Annotated in this window: 14 protein-coding genes and 1 tRNA gene; 6 read left to right on the top strand and 9 right to left on the bottom strand. The window is 70.8% G+C overall.

Going from position 1 to position 14,956, the window contains the following annotated elements:
* Positions 1-41: 41 nt before the first annotated feature.
* The 5 genes from ACN6M5_RS02390 to ACN6M5_RS02370 are packed head-to-tail and all read right to left on the bottom strand — an operon-like array spanning position 42 to position 5,656.
* A complete protein-coding gene (locus ACN6M5_RS02390; protein ID WP_168689251.1) occupies positions 42-767 on the bottom strand; it encodes a hypothetical protein in 726 nt (241 codons plus the stop codon).
* Positions 764-2,467, bottom strand: a complete 1,704-nt coding sequence (locus tag ACN6M5_RS02385) for a serine/threonine-protein kinase (RefSeq protein ID WP_434948385.1) — start codon at positions 2,465-2,467, stop codon at positions 764-766. Before ACN6M5_RS02385 ends, ACN6M5_RS02390 begins: the two co-directional genes overlap by 4 nt.
* A complete protein-coding gene (locus tag ACN6M5_RS02380; RefSeq protein ID WP_434948384.1) occupies positions 2,464-3,729 on the bottom strand; it encodes an FHA domain-containing protein in 1,266 nt (421 codons plus the stop codon). The genes ACN6M5_RS02385 and ACN6M5_RS02380 overlap by 4 nt, the downstream gene beginning before the upstream one ends.
* 11 nt (positions 3,730-3,740) lie before the next feature.
* The gene (locus tag ACN6M5_RS02375; RefSeq protein ID WP_168689248.1) at positions 3,741-4,553 is read right to left on the bottom strand and encodes a PP2C family protein-serine/threonine phosphatase; all 813 of its coding nucleotides are present in this window, start codon (positions 4,551-4,553) and stop codon (positions 3,741-3,743) included.
* A complete protein-coding gene (locus ACN6M5_RS02370; RefSeq protein WP_143465958.1) occupies positions 4,550-5,656 on the bottom strand; it encodes a TerC/Alx family metal homeostasis membrane protein in 1,107 nt (368 codons plus the stop codon). The genes ACN6M5_RS02375 and ACN6M5_RS02370 overlap by 4 nt, the downstream gene beginning before the upstream one ends.
* A gap of 260 nt (positions 5,657-5,916) precedes the next feature.
* Here ACN6M5_RS02370 and ACN6M5_RS02365 point away from each other — a divergent pair, with 260 nt between their 5' ends.
* From ACN6M5_RS02365 to ACN6M5_RS02355, 3 genes are read left to right on the top strand one after another with little or no spacing between them, the layout of a single operon-like run.
* Entirely contained in the window at positions 5,917-6,606 is a 690-nt protein-coding gene (locus ACN6M5_RS02365) for a response regulator transcription factor (protein WP_434948383.1), read from the top strand.
* Positions 6,599-7,993: a sensor histidine kinase gene (locus ACN6M5_RS02360; RefSeq protein ID WP_434948382.1), complete on the top strand. Its 1,395-nt coding sequence runs from the start codon at positions 6,599-6,601 to the stop codon at positions 7,991-7,993. The genes ACN6M5_RS02365 and ACN6M5_RS02360 overlap by 8 nt, the downstream gene beginning before the upstream one ends.
* 24 nt (positions 7,994-8,017) lie before the next feature.
* The gene (locus tag ACN6M5_RS02355; protein ID WP_434948381.1) at positions 8,018-8,605 is read left to right on the top strand and encodes a DUF5666 domain-containing protein; all 588 of its coding nucleotides are present in this window, start codon (positions 8,018-8,020) and stop codon (positions 8,603-8,605) included.
* Between the two features lie 68 nt (positions 8,606-8,673).
* Here the strand turns inward: ACN6M5_RS02355 and ACN6M5_RS02350 are convergent.
* The 3 genes from ACN6M5_RS02350 to ACN6M5_RS02340 all read right to left on the bottom strand — a co-directional run bounded on the left by ACN6M5_RS02350 (position 8,674) and on the right by ACN6M5_RS02340 (position 12,252).
* Positions 8,674-8,746, bottom strand: a tRNA-Glu gene (locus ACN6M5_RS02350).
* Positions 8,747-8,832: 86 nt separating this feature from the next.
* Positions 8,833-9,735: a YegS/Rv2252/BmrU family lipid kinase gene (locus tag ACN6M5_RS02345; protein ID WP_434948380.1), complete on the bottom strand. Its 903-nt coding sequence runs from the start codon at positions 9,733-9,735 to the stop codon at positions 8,833-8,835.
* Between the two features lie 345 nt (positions 9,736-10,080).
* On the bottom strand, positions 10,081-12,252 hold the full coding sequence (locus ACN6M5_RS02340; RefSeq protein ID WP_434948379.1) for a heavy metal translocating P-type ATPase: 2,172 nt from the start codon (positions 12,250-12,252) through the stop codon (positions 10,081-10,083).
* Between the two features lie 77 nt (positions 12,253-12,329).
* Here ACN6M5_RS02340 and ACN6M5_RS02335 point away from each other — a divergent pair, with 77 nt between their 5' ends.
* Together ACN6M5_RS02335 and ACN6M5_RS02330 are read left to right on the top strand one after the other, a co-directional pair.
* The gene (locus ACN6M5_RS02335; RefSeq protein WP_085370316.1) at positions 12,330-12,968 is read left to right on the top strand and encodes an MBL fold metallo-hydrolase; all 639 of its coding nucleotides are present in this window, start codon (positions 12,330-12,332) and stop codon (positions 12,966-12,968) included.
* Between the two features lie 4 nt (positions 12,969-12,972).
* Positions 12,973-14,361, top strand: coding sequence for a cryptochrome/photolyase family protein (locus tag ACN6M5_RS02330; protein WP_434948376.1), 1,389 nt, complete (start codon positions 12,973-12,975; stop codon positions 14,359-14,361).
* A gap of 3 nt (positions 14,362-14,364) precedes the next feature.
* Here ACN6M5_RS02330 and ACN6M5_RS02325 read toward each other — a convergent pair whose 3' ends face one another.
* Positions 14,365-14,628, bottom strand: coding sequence for a hypothetical protein (locus ACN6M5_RS02325; RefSeq protein WP_085370315.1), 264 nt, complete (start codon positions 14,626-14,628; stop codon positions 14,365-14,367).
* A 48-nt stretch (positions 14,629-14,676) separates the two neighbouring features.
* Between ACN6M5_RS02325 and ACN6M5_RS02320 the strand changes: the two genes are divergently transcribed.
* On the top strand, positions 14,677-14,898 hold the full coding sequence (locus ACN6M5_RS02320) for a hypothetical protein (protein ID WP_434948375.1): 222 nt from the start codon (positions 14,677-14,679) through the stop codon (positions 14,896-14,898).
* Positions 14,899-14,956: the final 58 nt, after the last annotated feature.

Below are 14,956 nucleotides of genomic sequence, written 5' to 3'. Positions count from 1 at the left end.
AGGCCGATGGGCAGTGCTGCCCATCGGATGCCCGAGGAGGATCAGTCGTCGGCGTCCGGCGCCGAGCCCTGCTCCTTCTCCTTCTCCGCGTCGAGCAGCGCCAGATCGTCGAGCCCGACCAGGCGGGTGGTGACCGCGTACTCCACCAGCCGGGCCCTGCGATTGGTGGCCAGCTTGCCCTTGCCGCCGCGCAGCCCGGCGACGCCGAGCTTGTCGAGCTTGTCGCAGACGTTGTCGAGCTTGCGGTTGAACGTGGTCATGCTCCAGCCCAGGCGCGCAGCGGCCTCCGCCGAGGTCGGGATGGTGCCGCGGCCGGGCACGGCCTGGGTCAGCACGCCCTCCGAGAGGGCGACGATCAGCTGGCGCTGGCTCGTGGTGAGCGTCACCGGCAGGATCGTGGTCGACCCGCCGGAGTCGTTCACGGTCACGGCCGTGTTGAAGAAGTCGTCCTCGCTGCTGATCGTGAAGTCGTACGTCGTGGCCCCGGCGCTGAACATGACGTGCATGGTCTGGAACACGATCGGCAGCTTCGCCCCCGGGGCGAGCCAGGCCTGCACGGTGCCGGTGGAGTCGCTGACCGTTGCGGTGAGGAGCGTCCCGACGTTGGAGAGCCACCACATCCCGAAGTCGCTGCTGATGGTAAGGAAGCGGCGGTGCAGGTACGGGTTGTCGTCGATGCTCAGATCGGCCTCGCGCCCGATGCCGAACTCGTCCGGCCCGGTGACCGTGTACAGCTCACCGCAGTAGTCGACCGTCAGCGGTTTCATTTGGCGCACGCCTTCAGCGGTTCGGAGGTGCGGCCGGAGCGCACCGTGGCGACATCGATGCAGACGGGGACGCCTGCAGTCAGCCCGGTCAGCTGCGCCTTCGGGGTGGCGGTGACGGTGGGAGGGTCCGTCGTGCCCTCGCGCACCCACTGATACTGGTCGCCCTTCTCGGGCTTGGCCGTCTTCCAGACGATCGTCGCCGTCGTGCCCGACGCGTCCCTGGTGGCGGAGACAAGGGTGGGCGGGGGCACCACGGTGACGGCGATCGTCCCGTCCTGATCCGTGCCGGCGCGCTGCGTCGGAGAGGCAGCGGGGCTCAGTGACGGGACGAGCACGGCGGCGAGCACTCCGCCGGCGACCACGAGGACAGCGGCGGCCGCGATCACTGGAAGCAGCCAGCGGGGACGGGAGGTGCCGGGGCGGGATACGCGGGGCTCGTGCTCCGCATCCGGCGCATCGGTGTCCGTCCCCTCCGCTTCGCCGGACGCCGTCGCCGCGGCGCCGCGTGGCCGCAGCATCGTGTGCTCGACGGGCGCTGACTCGCTCTGCTGCTCGGGATGCACGGTCGGCATGGCGCCGCGCACCACGGTCGGACCGGCCAGAAGCTCGGGAGGCACCTCTACCAGCCCCGGTCGCGTCTCCGTGCGCTCGTTCGCCGTCGGGGAGGGAGAGGGCCGCGTTGCGGGGCGGAGCCCCTGTGCGTCCACGGTCTGCACCGACCGGGCGCGCGTCTCGTCCTCTCCGGACGCCGGGGGCGACTCGTCGAGCACGCGCAGGTTGGGCACGTCGATGCTGGTCGGGGCGAACCCGAGTTCCAGCTCCACCCGCTGCAGCGCCCTGGCGAAGTCGACCGCCGTGGCGAACCGGTCGTCGCGTTTGGTGGCCATGCCCTTGCGCAGCACGGCGACCAGCGACGGGGGCAGGTCGTCCCTGTCGATCGGGGTGATCATCCCGCGCTCGATCCTGCCGATCAAGTCGAGCGTGCCGTTGGCGCGGCCCGGCACCTCGAACGGCGTGCGCCCGGCGAGGATGGTGTGGATGGTCGCCGCCAGCGAGAACACGTCGCTGCGCACATCCGGCTGGGGGTCGTCGTCGAACATCTCGGCGGGCGACCACGGAACGCTCAGCCCCACCGACCGGCTGCCGCTCGTCCCGGTGTCCGCGTCGCCGCCGCGCAGCGATCCGAGCGACGCGGTGTGCACCGGAAGCTCTTCGAGCGCGGAGGCGATGCCGAAGTCGGTCAGCGCCGGCCAGCCGAAGTCGGTGGTGAGCACATTCGCCGGCTTGATGTCCCTGTGCAGGATGCCGACGCTGTGCGCGGTCGCGATGGCGCTCGACAGGCGCACGCCGGTGCGCAGGGCGTCCTCGACGGTGAAGCGCTCCCGCTTGAACCGGTCGCCGAGCGACGGACCGGAGCAGTACTCCATCACCAGGTACGGACGCTCGTCCGCCGACACGTCCGCGTGGTGGATGGTGACGATGTACGGATGTGCGGACAGCTGCGCCATCACGTTCGCCTCCGCCACGAACCGGGCGCGGGCGGCGTCGTCGACGCTGTCGGTCAGCAGCACCTTGACGGCGACGCTGCGCTTCGGGAGCTCCTGCTCGTACAGGAACACGTCGGAGAACCCACCGGAGCCGAGCAGCCGGATGAAGTGGAAGCCCGGCAGCGCGGGCGGCTGGGAGGCGAGACGCCTCATGCGTCCTCACCGACCGTGAGCGTCACACCGCTGCCCAGATCGACGACGGTGCCCGCGATGACGGCGGTCGGCTCGCCGCTGCGCAGCTTCTGCGGCGGCTTGCCCGGCAGGACGATCATGGTGCCGTTGCGCGAGTGCAGGTCGGTGACCACGACCGTGTCGCCCTCGACCGCGATGGTGGTGTGCGACCGGGAGATGTCGCGCTCCGCACTGTCGACGGTCACCGGCCGCGGCGCAGGACCGCGCGCGGTCGTGGAGGCGACGGGAGCGCGGCCGACGACGATGGGCGGCTCCAGGTATTCGCGCCTGCCGTCGGCGAGGTCGACGAAGAAGCGCGGGGACGGAGCGGCGGGCGGCTGCGCATCCTGCGCGCCGTCCGCCGCAGTGTGCTGCGCACTGTCCTGCGCGCGGAGGCCGTCGAGGCTGCCGGACATGATCGTGAGACCGTCATGGTCGCCCGCCTCCGCACTCGGGCGGGCCGGGGCGGAGTCGGTGATGAACCGCGGCAGGTCGATGCGCGCCGGCTCCGCCTCCTCCGCGGGGCGCACGGCGGCGTCCTCGACGCTGCGCATCATGGTGGCGCCGAACAGGTGGTCGTAACCGGTCGCGTCCGCCTCGGCCGCGTCTGTGTGGGTCACCTCACTGAGAGTCGCGTCCGGGATGCGGGTCTCGCCCGCCTCGACCTCGGGCTCCGCCTGTGGAACAAGCACGGGCTCCGGCTCCGGCTGCTGTTCCGGCTCCGCTGGCGCCTCCACCAGCACCGGGGCCGTGATCGGGGCACGCTTCGCCTCCGGAGCTGCGACGGGAACGGCGGCCTGCGCCGCAGTCTGGCCGCCCCAGCTCACGCCCGCCGCCCACACGATCCCGTCGGCCAGCGGCAGAGCTGGGCGAGAAGCCGCACCGTCCGCCATCCCCGTGACGGCCAGCGTCACCGAGGTGGCCTCCGCCACCTGCTGCTCCAGCCAGGTGGAGACGCCGTCGGCGTCGATGCTGCGCTCCCCCTCGTGCGTGTGCACGGTCGCCGTCACCGGGCCACGGACGGCGATCATCGCGCGTCCCGTCGCACCCTCGATCAGGCCGAACGACGGCGTCCGGGCGAACCCGTCGGCCGCGAGCGCTTCGAGCGTCTCGGCGAACCCGGAGGAGACGGCGGCGGCGAGGCCGCGCAGCGCCGTGGCGTCCTGCCCTTCGACGATGAGTGCGCGCGCTCCGGCGGCGACCACCGCCCAGTCCCCGGCTGTCGTCTGCTGAACGTCGAACACGTCGGTGAAACCTACCCTCTCGGCTGCGTGTCTTCGAGAGAGCGGCTTCCCTCCGGCCTGTCCTTCGTGACATCCGATGCCGGTTCCGCGTCCCCCGCCGTCGATTCAACCACGACCACGGTGACGTTGTCGCGCCCGCCCGCCGCGATGGCCGCATCCACCAGCCGGTCGGCGATGTCAGCTCCCCCGTCGGCGAGGATGCGCGCGATGGTCTCGTCGGAGAGTTCCTTGGTGAGCCCGTCGGAGCAGATCAGGAACGTCTGCCGCCCGGTCACCGGTAGCAGCAGCGAGTCCGTGTCGACGAAGTCCTCCGCTCCCAGCGCCCTGGTGATCACGTTGCGTTCGGGATGCACGGCGGCCTGCGCCTCCGTGATGAGGCCGGCGTCCACCAGCTCCTGCACCGCGGAGTGGTCGACGCTCAGGCGGGTGAGCGCCCTGCCGTCCCAGAGGTAGACGCGGGAGTCGCCGATGTTGACGACCATCCACTGTTCGTCGAGGGTCTCCTGCACGCGCACTCGCACCACGCCGGTGAGGGTGGTGCCCGCGACGGCGACGCCGGACTCGTCGGCGCTCGACAGCGAACGCACGGCGGCGTTGGCCTCGTCGATGGCGGCGATCACCTCCTCCGGCGTCGGCCGCGTGCCGGCCGGGAGGGTGCGGGCGAGCGACTCCACCGCCGTCTGGCTGGCGGCGTCCCCGCGGGCGTGCCCGCCCATCCCGTCCGCGACGGCGAACACTGGATCGGCCGCGATCATGCTGTCTTCGTTGACGCGTCGTACCGCACCCACATCGCTGCGTACGCTCACGCCGACGGTTGACGTCATGTACCGGTTTCCTCCTGCGTCTTCGCGGCCGAGGCCGGTGCGCGCCCGGTGCTGTCCGCTCCGGATGCGCCACCCTGGTCGTCCACGTCGTCCTGATCGTCGCCGTGGATGGCATCGGCGACGGAGGTTCCGCTGAGTTTCAGCTTCACCAGACTTGCAATCGTAGCGACTGCCATCGCCCCGACGATCACTCCGAGCGACATCATCGTGCTGATGTCGGGCGCCCACTCGATGTGCTGGCCGCCGTTGATGAACGGCAGTTCGTTCTCGTGCATCGCGTGGAACACCAGTTTGACGCCGATGAAGGCCAGGATGAACGCGATCCCGTACTTGAGGTATTCGAGCTTGTCGAGCAGGTGCCCGAGCAGGAAGTAGAGCTGCCGCAGCCCCATCAGCGCGAAGACGTTCGCGGCGAACACGATGAACGGGCTCTGTGTGATTCCGAAGATGGCCGGGATGGAGTCGAGGGCGAACAGCAGGTCCGTCGTGCCGAGCGCGAGGAAGACGATGATCAGCGGGGTGAACATCCTGGTGCCGTTGACCGTGGTGCGCAGCTTGTTGCCCTCGTACTGGTCGGACACCTTGAGGCGCTTGCGGGTGAAGCGCACGAACCAGCTGTCCTTCGTGCCCTCCTCGTCGTCGTGCTTGCTGAGCGCCTGGTGGATGGCCGTCCAGAGCAGGAACGCACCGAAGATGTAGAAGATCCAGCTGAACGTGGCGATCAGCGACGCACCCAGGATGATGAAGACGCCGCGCAGCACCAGGGCGATGATGATGCCCACCATCAGCACTTCCTGCTGGTACTTCCTCGGCACGGAGAACCTCGCCATGATGATGACGAAGACGAACAGGTTGTCGATGCTCAGGCTGTACTCGGTCAGCCAGCCCGCGACGAACTGTCCGGCATGCTCGGCGTCTCCGATCAGGAGCATCGCGAGCGCGAACAGCAGCGCGAGCGCCACGTAGAACGACACCCACAGGGTCGACTCTTTGGGGCTCGGGATGTGCGGCCGCTTGAACACGATCAGCAGGTCGAACGCCAGGATCAGCAGCAGGACGATCATGGATCCGATTTCGAACCATGCGGGAAGAGCAAGCTCCACGGGGGGACAACCTTTCGAAGGGCACCGGCAACGGGTCCGAAAGTCTCTCCCGCACCCATCGTTCGGGTGCCGCTGTGCCCGGGTTCGAAGACTCGAACCGTGATGACGTCCACAGCGCCGACCCGTCGTGGGTCGTCCGGGATACTCCCCTTCGCTCCGGACAGTCTACCGGATGCGCGGTGTGAGAACGGAATGTAAAGAAGCGGTAAGGCGCCTGCGAATCGCGCCGGGGCCGGCACGCGCGCGGTGAAGATGGGACCGTGCGGGAAGACAAGGGCCTGGTGCTGGTCGTCGAGGACGAGTCGACGATCGTCGACCTCGAACGGCTCTACCTCTCGAACGCCGGGTACGGCGTGCACGTCGAGACGGACGGGGCGGCGGCGCTGGATGCCGTCGCGCGGCTGCGGCCGGCGGCGATCGTGCTCGACATCGGCATCCCGGGGCTCGACGGGCTCGAGCTGTGCCGCACGCTGCGCGCTCGCGGCGACTGGACGCCGGTGGTGTTCGTGACGGCGCGCGACGACGAGGTGGACCGCATCCTGGGCCTGGAACTCGGGGCGGACGACTACCTGACCAAGCCCTTCTCGCCCCGCGAGCTGGTCGCCCGCGTGCGGGCGCTGATCCGGCGCTCTCACGTGCGCGACGGGTCGGAGGAGCGACGGGTAGGCGTCGTGACGCTCGACCAGGAGCGCCGACGCGTGGATGTGGCCGGGGTCAGGGTCGAGCTGACGGCGACCGAGTTCGACCTCCTCGCGCACCTGATGTCCCAGCCGGGACGGGTGTTCACCAGGGAGCAGCTGCTTTCCTCGGTCTGGGGTGTCGCCGACTACAGCAGCAGCCGCACCGTTGACGTGCACGTTGCGCAGCTGAGGGTGAAGCTGCGCGGGGCGTCCGACGTGATCCGCACGGTGCGCGGGGTCGGATACAGCGCTGCGGAACAGGATGCGTGACGCGGCGGCGGACCGCGGCCGGGCTCGCTCCTGGGGCGGCTCGCTCTCCGGCCGCATCATGCTCGCCACATTCGCGGTGGGCCTGATCGCCGTGCTGGTGACGGCGCTGGTCTCCCTGCAGGTGGTGCAGCGCGTCGCGGAGGATCAGGCGCGGCAGCAACTGAAGGCGCAGGCCACGGCGCTCGTCGCCGCCCGGGCGAGCGGGTCGCGGGTCGCGGCGGCCAGGCTGGCGGCGCTCGGCGACCGGTTCGCCGTCGTCTCCCCCGACGGCAGCGTGTCGGGCGGCGCCCGCGCATCCGTCGACCCGTCCGTCGTGCACGAGTTGCAGGCGGGACGGTCGGTGTCGGCCACGACGACGCTCGGCGGCACGGATGCTGTGCTCGTCGGCATCCCGAGCGCGGACGGCGGCGGCATCGTCGGCGTGCGGAAGGTCGCCGACATCGCGGCGGCGAACGCGGACCTGGTGCGCTGGCTGGTCGTCGCGCTCGTGATCGGCCTCGCCGTGGCGACCGTGGCCGGAGTGCTGCTCGCCCGGCTGATCGGGAGGCCGCTGCGCCGCCTGTCCGGGAGTGCGCGCGACCTCGCCGCCGGCCGCCGCGGCGTCGCCATCGCGGACGAGTCCGTCGCGGAGATCGAGGACATCGCCGGCGCGCTCCGCGGTCTGGACTCGGCGCTGTCGGTGAGCGAGGACAGGCAGCGGGAGTTCCTGCTCTCGGTGTCGCACGAGATCCGCACGCCGCTGACCGCCATCCGGGGATACGCCGAGGCGCTCGCGGACGGCGTCGTCGCTCCGGACGACGTGGCCGGAGTCGGCAGCACACTGACCGCGGAGTCGGAACGGCTCGGCCGCTTCCTCGGCGACCTGCTGGAGCTGGCCCGGCTGGAGGCGGACGATTTCGCCATCGACCGCCAGCGCTTCGACGCGCGCCGGACCGTCGAGCGGGCCGTCGCGGCCTGGAGCGGGGCGGCAGCCCGGGCGGGCGTCGCTCTCCGGGCGGACATCCCGGATGCGCCGGTCCCCGTCACGACCGACGAGATGCGGTTGCGCCAGGTGGTGGACGGGCTGATCGAGAACGCGATGCGCGTGACACCGGCCGGCGCGCCCATCGTGGTGGCGGCGACCGGGGAGGCGGACGGCATCCGGATCGCCGTCCGCGACGGAGGCCCCGGCCTCAGCACGGAGGACGCAGCGGTGGCCTTCGAGCGCGGGGCGCTGCACGCCCGCTACCGCGACGTCCGCTCGGTCGGGACCGGCCTCGGCCTCTCGATCGCGAGCAGGCTCGTCGGCCGCCTCGGCGGGTCGATCGCGGTCGCGCCGGCCGCGGAGGGCGGGGCGGCGTTCACGGTCTCCTTACCGTCCTCGTACACGGCCGATGCTGAGCGCTGACATCCGCCTGCGACGCTGACGAGCATGGACACGAACACCCCAGAGAACACTCCCCTCCACACCCCTGAACCCTCTTCGGCTCCCAGCCAGCGCACACCGGATGCGCCAGCCGCCTTCCTCCGCCGTCACGCCGTCGGCTCCGGCATCACGGCGGCCGTGCTGGCCGTCGTCGTGGTCGCGGGAGGAACGGCGTGGGGCGTCTCCGCCGCGGTCGCCGCGGAGCAGACCTCTGCCTCCGCTCCGCTGACGGCGGAGAACGCCTCCAATACGGTGACGAACCACGGCGCGGCTGCGTCGACGTCGAAAGCGAAAGCGAAGGCGAAGGCGAAGCGCAAGCATCGGCACGGCGCCGTCGGGACCATCACGGCGATCAGCGGAGACACCTGGACGATGCACGCCGCCTCCGGCGCGACCGTCACCGTCAAGCTCAGCTCCAGCACCGCATACGGCACGAAGAAGAAGCCGGCCACCGAGGGCTCGTTCGCGGTCGGCGACAGGATCGGCGCTCTCGGGACACGCTCCGGCGACACCGTCACCGCGAAGCGGATCGTGCACCTCCCGGTGCGCGCCCACGCCGCCGCGGCGTCCAGCGCCGCCACCCCGGGCACCTGACCCGACGCATCCGCCCGAGCACACAAAAAAGCCCGGATACCAGTAAATTACTGGTATCCGGGCTGTTGTGACCCCAGCGGGATTTGAACCCGCGTTACCGCCGTGAGAGGGCGACGTCCTAGGCCGCTAAACGATGGGGCCGTTTTTGCAACTCAATGAGTATGCCACACCCTGCGCTCAGGTTCCAAAACGGCGGGTGCATCCCGGGCGTGGCGCGCAGGCTGCGGTCAGGCGAGCACGAGCAACGCGCCCGGAGAGACCGAGACCTCGACCGGCAGCGGTCCGATGCGCTCCCCGTCGGCGTACGCCACCACATCCGGAGCGTCGATCGTGACCGTGCGCGCCGGGAGGAACGAGACCTCGTCGATCTCCGTATGCGTTCCGGAGAATACTTTCGGGAACAGGCGCAGGAAGCGCCACTTCGGCATGTCCCTGACGACGAAGAGATCGAGCATCCCGTCGTCGAGGCTGGCGTGCGGCACCACGCGCATCCCTCCCCCGATGGAGCGGTTGTTGGCGACGGCGATGAGCAGCGCGTCGGTGTCGAGCGGCACACCGTCGGCGACCACCCGGTACGGGATGGGGCGGAGCGTCGCGAGTTCGCGGAGCAGGGCGAGCACGTAGCGGCTTCGGCCGCGCGGGCGGGTCATCAGGTTGGCGCGCTCGTTGACGGTGGCGTCGAACCCGGCGGACAGCACGCAGCCGAACCAGGTGCTCAGGCCGCCGTGCCGCACGATCCCGGCGTCGATCCGGCGCGGCGGCTTCTGCAGCGCGGCGAGCAGGAGGGCGATGGCGGCGTCGGTGTCGGAGACCGGGATGCCCAGGCCGTCCGCCATGTCGTTGCCCGTGCCGCTCGGCACGATCCCGAGCGGGATGTCCGTCTGCGCGACGATGTTGATGCCGAGATTGACCATGCCGTCGCCGCCCACGACCACGAGAGCGTCGGCACCGGCAGCGACCGCACGCTTCGCTTCGCGCCGCAGGAGCTCCACGTTCGCCTCGTCGAGCGCGACCACCGTGTGACCGGCAGCGCGGAGCCGCTCGACCACGCGCGGGCCGACCTCGCGCCTCTTCCCGAACGACGCCATCGGATTGACCGCGACGACGACGGTGCGGGGGGATGCGGCCATAGTGCACGATTATGGCGGACCATCCGGGCGCGGCCGGGAGTAGACGTGGCTGTCCCCGTGTCGCGGGCGGGGCCGAGCCGGGAGTCCGTTCAAACGGACTCCCGGCACGACACGCCGCGCCACACTCCGCCCAAGCGGAGTTCCCGCGGCGAGCACCGCGCGTCTTCCGCCCGAGCGGAGTTCGCGGCCGAGCCCACGGAGTCCGCCTGAGCGGAGTTCGCGGCCGGGGCGCGGAATCCGCTTGAGCGGAGTTCTCACGGCCGGGGGCCCGCCGATTCCGTTCCAGCGGAGCCTTCCGCGGCGTGTCGCGCCGGGACTCCGCCCGAGCGGAGTTCACGCCGCGGCCTAGAGGCGCACGCGCCGCAACAGCTGCGCGTTCAGCGCCACCACGATGGTGGACACCGACATGAGCACGGCGCCGAACGCGGGAGACACGACCACGCCGATCCCGGTCGCCACGCCCGCCGCGAGGGGCAGCGCGATCACGTTGTACCCGGCGGCCCAGGCGAGGTTCTGCAGCATCTTGCGGTAGGTGGCCCTCGACAGCGTGATGACCCTGGCCACGCCGCGCGGGTCGCTGGACGCGAGCACGATCCCGGCCGACTCGATCGCCACGTCCGTGCCCGCGCCGATCGCGATGCCGACGTCCGCCTGCGCGAGCGCCGGGGCGTCATTGACGCCGTCGCCGACCATCGCCACCTTCGCGCCGCCCTGCTGCAACTGCGCGACGGTGCCCGCCTTGTCGCCGGGCAGCACCTCGGCGAACACCTCGTCGATGCTCAGACGTGCGGCGACAGCCTCGCCGACGGCCCGCGAGTCGCCGGTCAGCATCGCGACGCGCACTCCGCGGCTGTGCAGGATGCGCACCGCCTCCTCCGACTCGGGTCGCACGACGTCCGCGAGCGCGATCATCCCGGCCACCTGCACCCCAGCCGCCTGCGTCCCGGTCGAGGACGTCCCGGCCGCCAGCGTCTCGTTCGCCCGCATCCCGGCTGCACCGTCCCCGGCGAGTACGTACACCACGGTCTGACCTTCCGCCTCCGCCGCCCGCGCGGCCTCGGCCACCGCAGCGTCCGGCGTCAGACCCCGCTCGGCGAGCAGCCTGGGCGCCCCGACGGTCACGGCGACACCGTCGACCGTCGCCGTCGCTCCCCGACCGCCCAACGCCTCGAAGTCGGCTGCCGCGGAGACGGTGAGCCCCCGCTGCTGCGCCTCGGCGACGATCGCCCGGGCGATGGGATGCTCGGCGGGCGCCTCGACGGACGCGGCCAGCGCGAGCAGCGCATTCACGTCCCCGTCGGTGGCCTCCACAGACGCGACGCCCTGGCGGCCCTCGGTGAGCGTCCCGGTCTTGTCGAACAGGACGACGTCGATCAGGCGGGCGTCCTCCATCGCGTGCCTGTCGCGGATCAGCAGGCCGTTCTTCGCGCCGATCGCCGTGGAGATCTGGGCGACCAGCGGGATGGCCAGGCCGAGTGCGTGGGGGCAGGCGATGACGAGAACGGTCACGACGCGTTCGAGCACGAAGCCGGGCTCGTCCGGCCGCAGGATCGCCCACACGACCAGGGTGAGGGATGCGGCGGCGAGCGCCACGTAGAACAGCAGCCCGGCCGCGCGGTCGGCGAGGATCTGCGTGCCGGACTTGCTGGCCTGCGCGTCGGAGACGAGGCGCATGATCCCGGCGAGCGCGGTGTCTCCCCCGGTCTTCGTCACCCGGACCACGAGTGACCCGCTACCGGAGATGGAGCCGGCGACCACCTGCTCGCCCACTCCGCGGGTGACCGGCTTCGACTCGCCGGTGAGCAGCGATTCGTCCACGTCGGACCGTCCGTCGACGATCTCCCCGTCCACGGGCACAGCGGCGCCGGGACGGACGCGCACGAGGTCACCGACGGCGAGCGCACTGACGGGCACGAGCTCGGACGTCGACCCGTCGCCGACCCGCTCCGCCTGGTCGGGCAGCAGCTTCGCGAGCTGGCCGAGCGCATCCTGGGCGCCCATCACCGCCGACATCTCGATCCAGTGGCCGAGCAGCATGATCAGGATGAGGGTGGCGAGCTCCCACCAGAAGTCCATGCCCGGCAGTCCGAAGGTCACGGCGAGGCTGTAGCCGAACGCGACGACGATGGCCAGCGAGATGAGGGTCATCATGCCGGGCTGACGGCTCCGCAGCTCGGTGACGGCTCCACGGAGGAAGACGAGGCCGCCGTAGAAGAAGATGGCGACGCCGAAGACCGCGGGGATGTACTGGCTGCCGGGGAACCGGGGTCCGCCGAGCCCGAGGATCTCCTGCAGGCCGGGCGAGAACACCAGAGTCGGAATGGTGAGGACCAGGGTCAGCCAGAACTTGCGCCGGAAGATCGCCGGATCGTGCCCGGCGTGGGCGCCGTGATCGTGACCGCCCTGGTCGTGCGCCGAGTGATCGTCGGCCGCGCCGCCGTGACCCGAGTGCTCGTGCGCCCCATGATCGTGCGCGTCGTGTGGCTGGTGCGTCTGATTCGTCGTCGTCTCGTTCATATCCACCCTTGAACAGTACCCCCCAGGGGTATATTCCTCAAGTTGCACGACCACCCTTTTAGGTATTTCCTGGTGCCATGAGACTGACGAAGTTCGAACACGCCGCCCTGCTCCTCGAAGAGTCCGGAAAGAAGCTGTTCGTCGACCCGGGGAGCCTGACCTCCCCCCTCACCGACACGAACAGCACCGTCGGCGTCGTGATCACCCACGAGCACGCCGACCACTGGACCCCCGAGCAGCTGAACCGCATCCTCGACCTCAACCCGGATGTGCCGATCTTCGCCCCGCAGGGTGTCGCCGCCGCAGCCCCCGACTTCGCCATCACCGTCGTGCACCCCGGAGACACCGTCGAGGCCGGGCCGTTCACCCTGCGCTTCTTCGGCGGGCGTCACGCGGTCATCCACGAGAGCATCCCCGTCGTCGACAACGTCGGCGTGCTCATCAACGACGTGCTCTACTACCCGGGCGACTCGTTCACCATCCCGGAGGGCGTCGACGTGGATGTGCTCGCCACCCCGGCGGGCGCCCCCTGGCTGAAGATCGCGGAGACCATCGACTACGTGCTCGCCGTCAAGCCCAAGCGCAGCTTCCCGACGCACGAGATGGTGCTCTCCCGCGGGGGCAAGGACATGGCGAACGCCCGCATCAAGTGGGCGACGGAGCAGAACGGCGGCGAGTTCTTCCCGCTGGAGCCCAACGACACGCTCGACCTCTGAGCGCGTGAGCGAGCAGCACGCCGCAGCGTCCGGATCCCGCCCGGCGGTCGTCTGGTTCCGTGACGACCTCCGGGTCGCAGACAATCCGGCACTGACGGCCGCCGCAGGCAGCAGGATGCCCGTCGTCTGCGTCTACGTGCTCGACGACGAGTCGCCCGGCGTGCGAGCGCCGGGCGGCGCGTCCCGGTGGTGGCTGCACCACAGTCTCACCGCGCTCTCGGCAGCACTGGATGCGCTCGGCGGCTCCCTGACGATCCGTCGCGGCCCGGCCGAACGCGTCATCGGCGACCTGCTCGCCGAGACCGACGCCGCCGCCGTGTTCTGGAACAGGCGGTACGGCGAGGCGGAGCGCACGGTCGACGAAGCCATCAAGACGCAGGCCAGGGACGACGGACGCGAGGCGTCCAGCTTCGGCGCGAACCTGCTCTTCGAGCCGTGGACCATTCGCACGGGCTCCGGCACGCCGTTCTCCGTCTACACCCCGTTCTGGCGCGCCTGCCTCGCCTCGCCGGAGCCGCGCAAGCCGCTGGATGCGCCCGGGAGCATCGCGGGCGCTCCCCCGCTGGACAGCCTCACGGTCACCGACCTCGGGCTCCTGCCGACGCATCCCGACTGGTCGGCCGGCCTGCAGGAGACCTGGGAGCCGGGAGAGGACGCCGCGCACGAGGCCCTCGCGCGCTTCCTGGACGAGGACGTCGCCGCATACAAGGCGGACAGGGACACCCCGGGGATCGACGCCACCTCACGGCTGTCGCCGCGGCTGCGCTGGGGCGAGCTCAGCCCGCACCAGGTCTGGCACGCCACCGCCGCCGCGCGCACCCGCACGAACGCGGAGGGCGCGGCCACCTTCCTCTCCGAGCTGGGCTGGCGCGAGTTCGCGTACCACACGCTGTTCCAGCGGCCGGCGCTGGCGACGGAGAACATCCGCAGTGAGTTCGACGCCTTCCCCTGGCCGCGCCTGCACCCGACGGCGCTGCGCGCCTGGCAGCAGGGCCGCACCGGCATCCCGCTGGTCGACGCCGGGATGCGGGAGCTCTGGCACACCGGCACGATGCACAACAGGGTGCGCATGGTCGTCGCGTCGTTCCTGATCAAGAACCTGCTGATCGACTGGCGGCTGGGAGAGCAGTGGTTCTGGGACACGCTGGTCGACGCCGACCCGGCCAGCAACCCGTTCAACTGGCAGTGGGTCGCGGGAAGCGGGGCGGACGCCGCACCGTACTTCCGCGTGTTCAACCCCGAACTGCAGCGCGAGAAGTTCGACAAACACGGCGACTACGTGCGCCGCTGGGTGCCGGAGTGGCAGACGGACGCGTACCCGGAGCCGATCGTCGACCTCGCGGAGACGAGGAGGGCGGCCCTCGCCGCCTACGACGTGGTGAAGGGGCGCTGAGGGTCAGCGCCCGTGCTCGGCGAGGATCTGGTCGACGTCGATCCGCTTGAGCAGGCCGTTCCAGTCGATCCTGCGCGCCTCGTCCGCTTTGTCCTCGTCGGCGAACACCTTGCCGCTGCGCTCCACGACGATGCCGACGGGGAGCATCCTGTTCAGTTCGGCGAGGATCGCGTCGTCCACGGCTTCGGTGTCGAAGTCGGCTCCGACGGTGGCGTAGTAGTCGCCGGACAGGGTGTACGACACGATTCCGGTCTCGATTCGGCTCATGGGCGGCAGTGTAGTCCCGGCATCCGACGGGAGCGTACAGTGCGCGGCATGAGCGATCAGGATGAGCCCACCACCGGCCCCGATGCAACCGGACAGGACACCCAGCAGAGCCAGGAGCCCGCTGCGCCGCGCGACGCCGACGAGCTGACCGAGGCCGTCACCGAACTCGGCTCGAACGACGAGGAACGTCTCGACGCCGTCGCCGAGCACAACGCCTCGCTCGAAGAGCGGCTGCCCGGCGACGACGAGCTGCCCCTCACCAAGGGGTAGTCCGTCCGGAGCGCGCCCTGGTTGGGGGCCTGGAAGGGCTCCCATCCGCTCGGTACGG

It is taken from the genome of Leifsonia araucanica, from assembly GCF_051161895.1.
Classification (GTDB): Bacteria; Actinomycetota; Actinomycetes; order Actinomycetales; family Microbacteriaceae; genus Leifsonia.
Note: the sequence above shows the minus strand (reverse complement) of the source record. Positions and strands in the feature narration are given on the sequence as shown.

What these genes read in the sequence shown, in the direction of transcription:
- ACN6M5_RS02390 (WP_168689251.1), bottom strand. Translation starts at nt 767, where the DNA reads ATGAAACCGCTGACGGTCGACTACTGCGGTGAGCTGTACACGGTCACC.
- ACN6M5_RS02385 (WP_434948385.1), bottom strand. Translation starts at nt 2,467, where the DNA reads ATGAGGCGTCTCGCCTCCCAGCCGCCCGCGCTGCCGGGCTTCCACTTC.
- ACN6M5_RS02375 (WP_168689248.1), bottom strand. Translation starts at nt 4,553, where the DNA reads ATGACGTCAACCGTCGGCGTGAGCGTACGCAGCGATGTGGGTGCGGTA.
- ACN6M5_RS02360 (WP_434948382.1), top strand. Translation starts at nt 6,599, where the DNA reads ATGCGTGACGCGGCGGCGGACCGCGGCCGGGCTCGCTCCTGGGGCGGC.
- ACN6M5_RS02355 (WP_434948381.1), top strand. Translation starts at nt 8,018, where the DNA reads ATGGACACGAACACCCCAGAGAACACTCCCCTCCACACCCCTGAACCC.
- ACN6M5_RS02345 (WP_434948380.1), bottom strand. Translation starts at nt 9,735, where the DNA reads ATGGCCGCATCCCCCCGCACCGTCGTCGTCGCGGTCAATCCGATGGCG.
- ACN6M5_RS02340 (WP_434948379.1), bottom strand. Translation starts at nt 12,252, where the DNA reads ATGAACGAGACGACGACGAATCAGACGCACCAGCCACACGACGCGCAC.
- ACN6M5_RS02335 (WP_085370316.1), top strand. Translation starts at nt 12,330, where the DNA reads ATGAGACTGACGAAGTTCGAACACGCCGCCCTGCTCCTCGAAGAGTCC.
- ACN6M5_RS02325 (WP_085370315.1), bottom strand. Translation starts at nt 14,628, where the DNA reads ATGAGCCGAATCGAGACCGGAATCGTGTCGTACACCCTGTCCGGCGAC.
- ACN6M5_RS02320 (WP_434948375.1), top strand. Translation starts at nt 14,677, where the DNA reads ATGAGCGATCAGGATGAGCCCACCACCGGCCCCGATGCAACCGGACAG.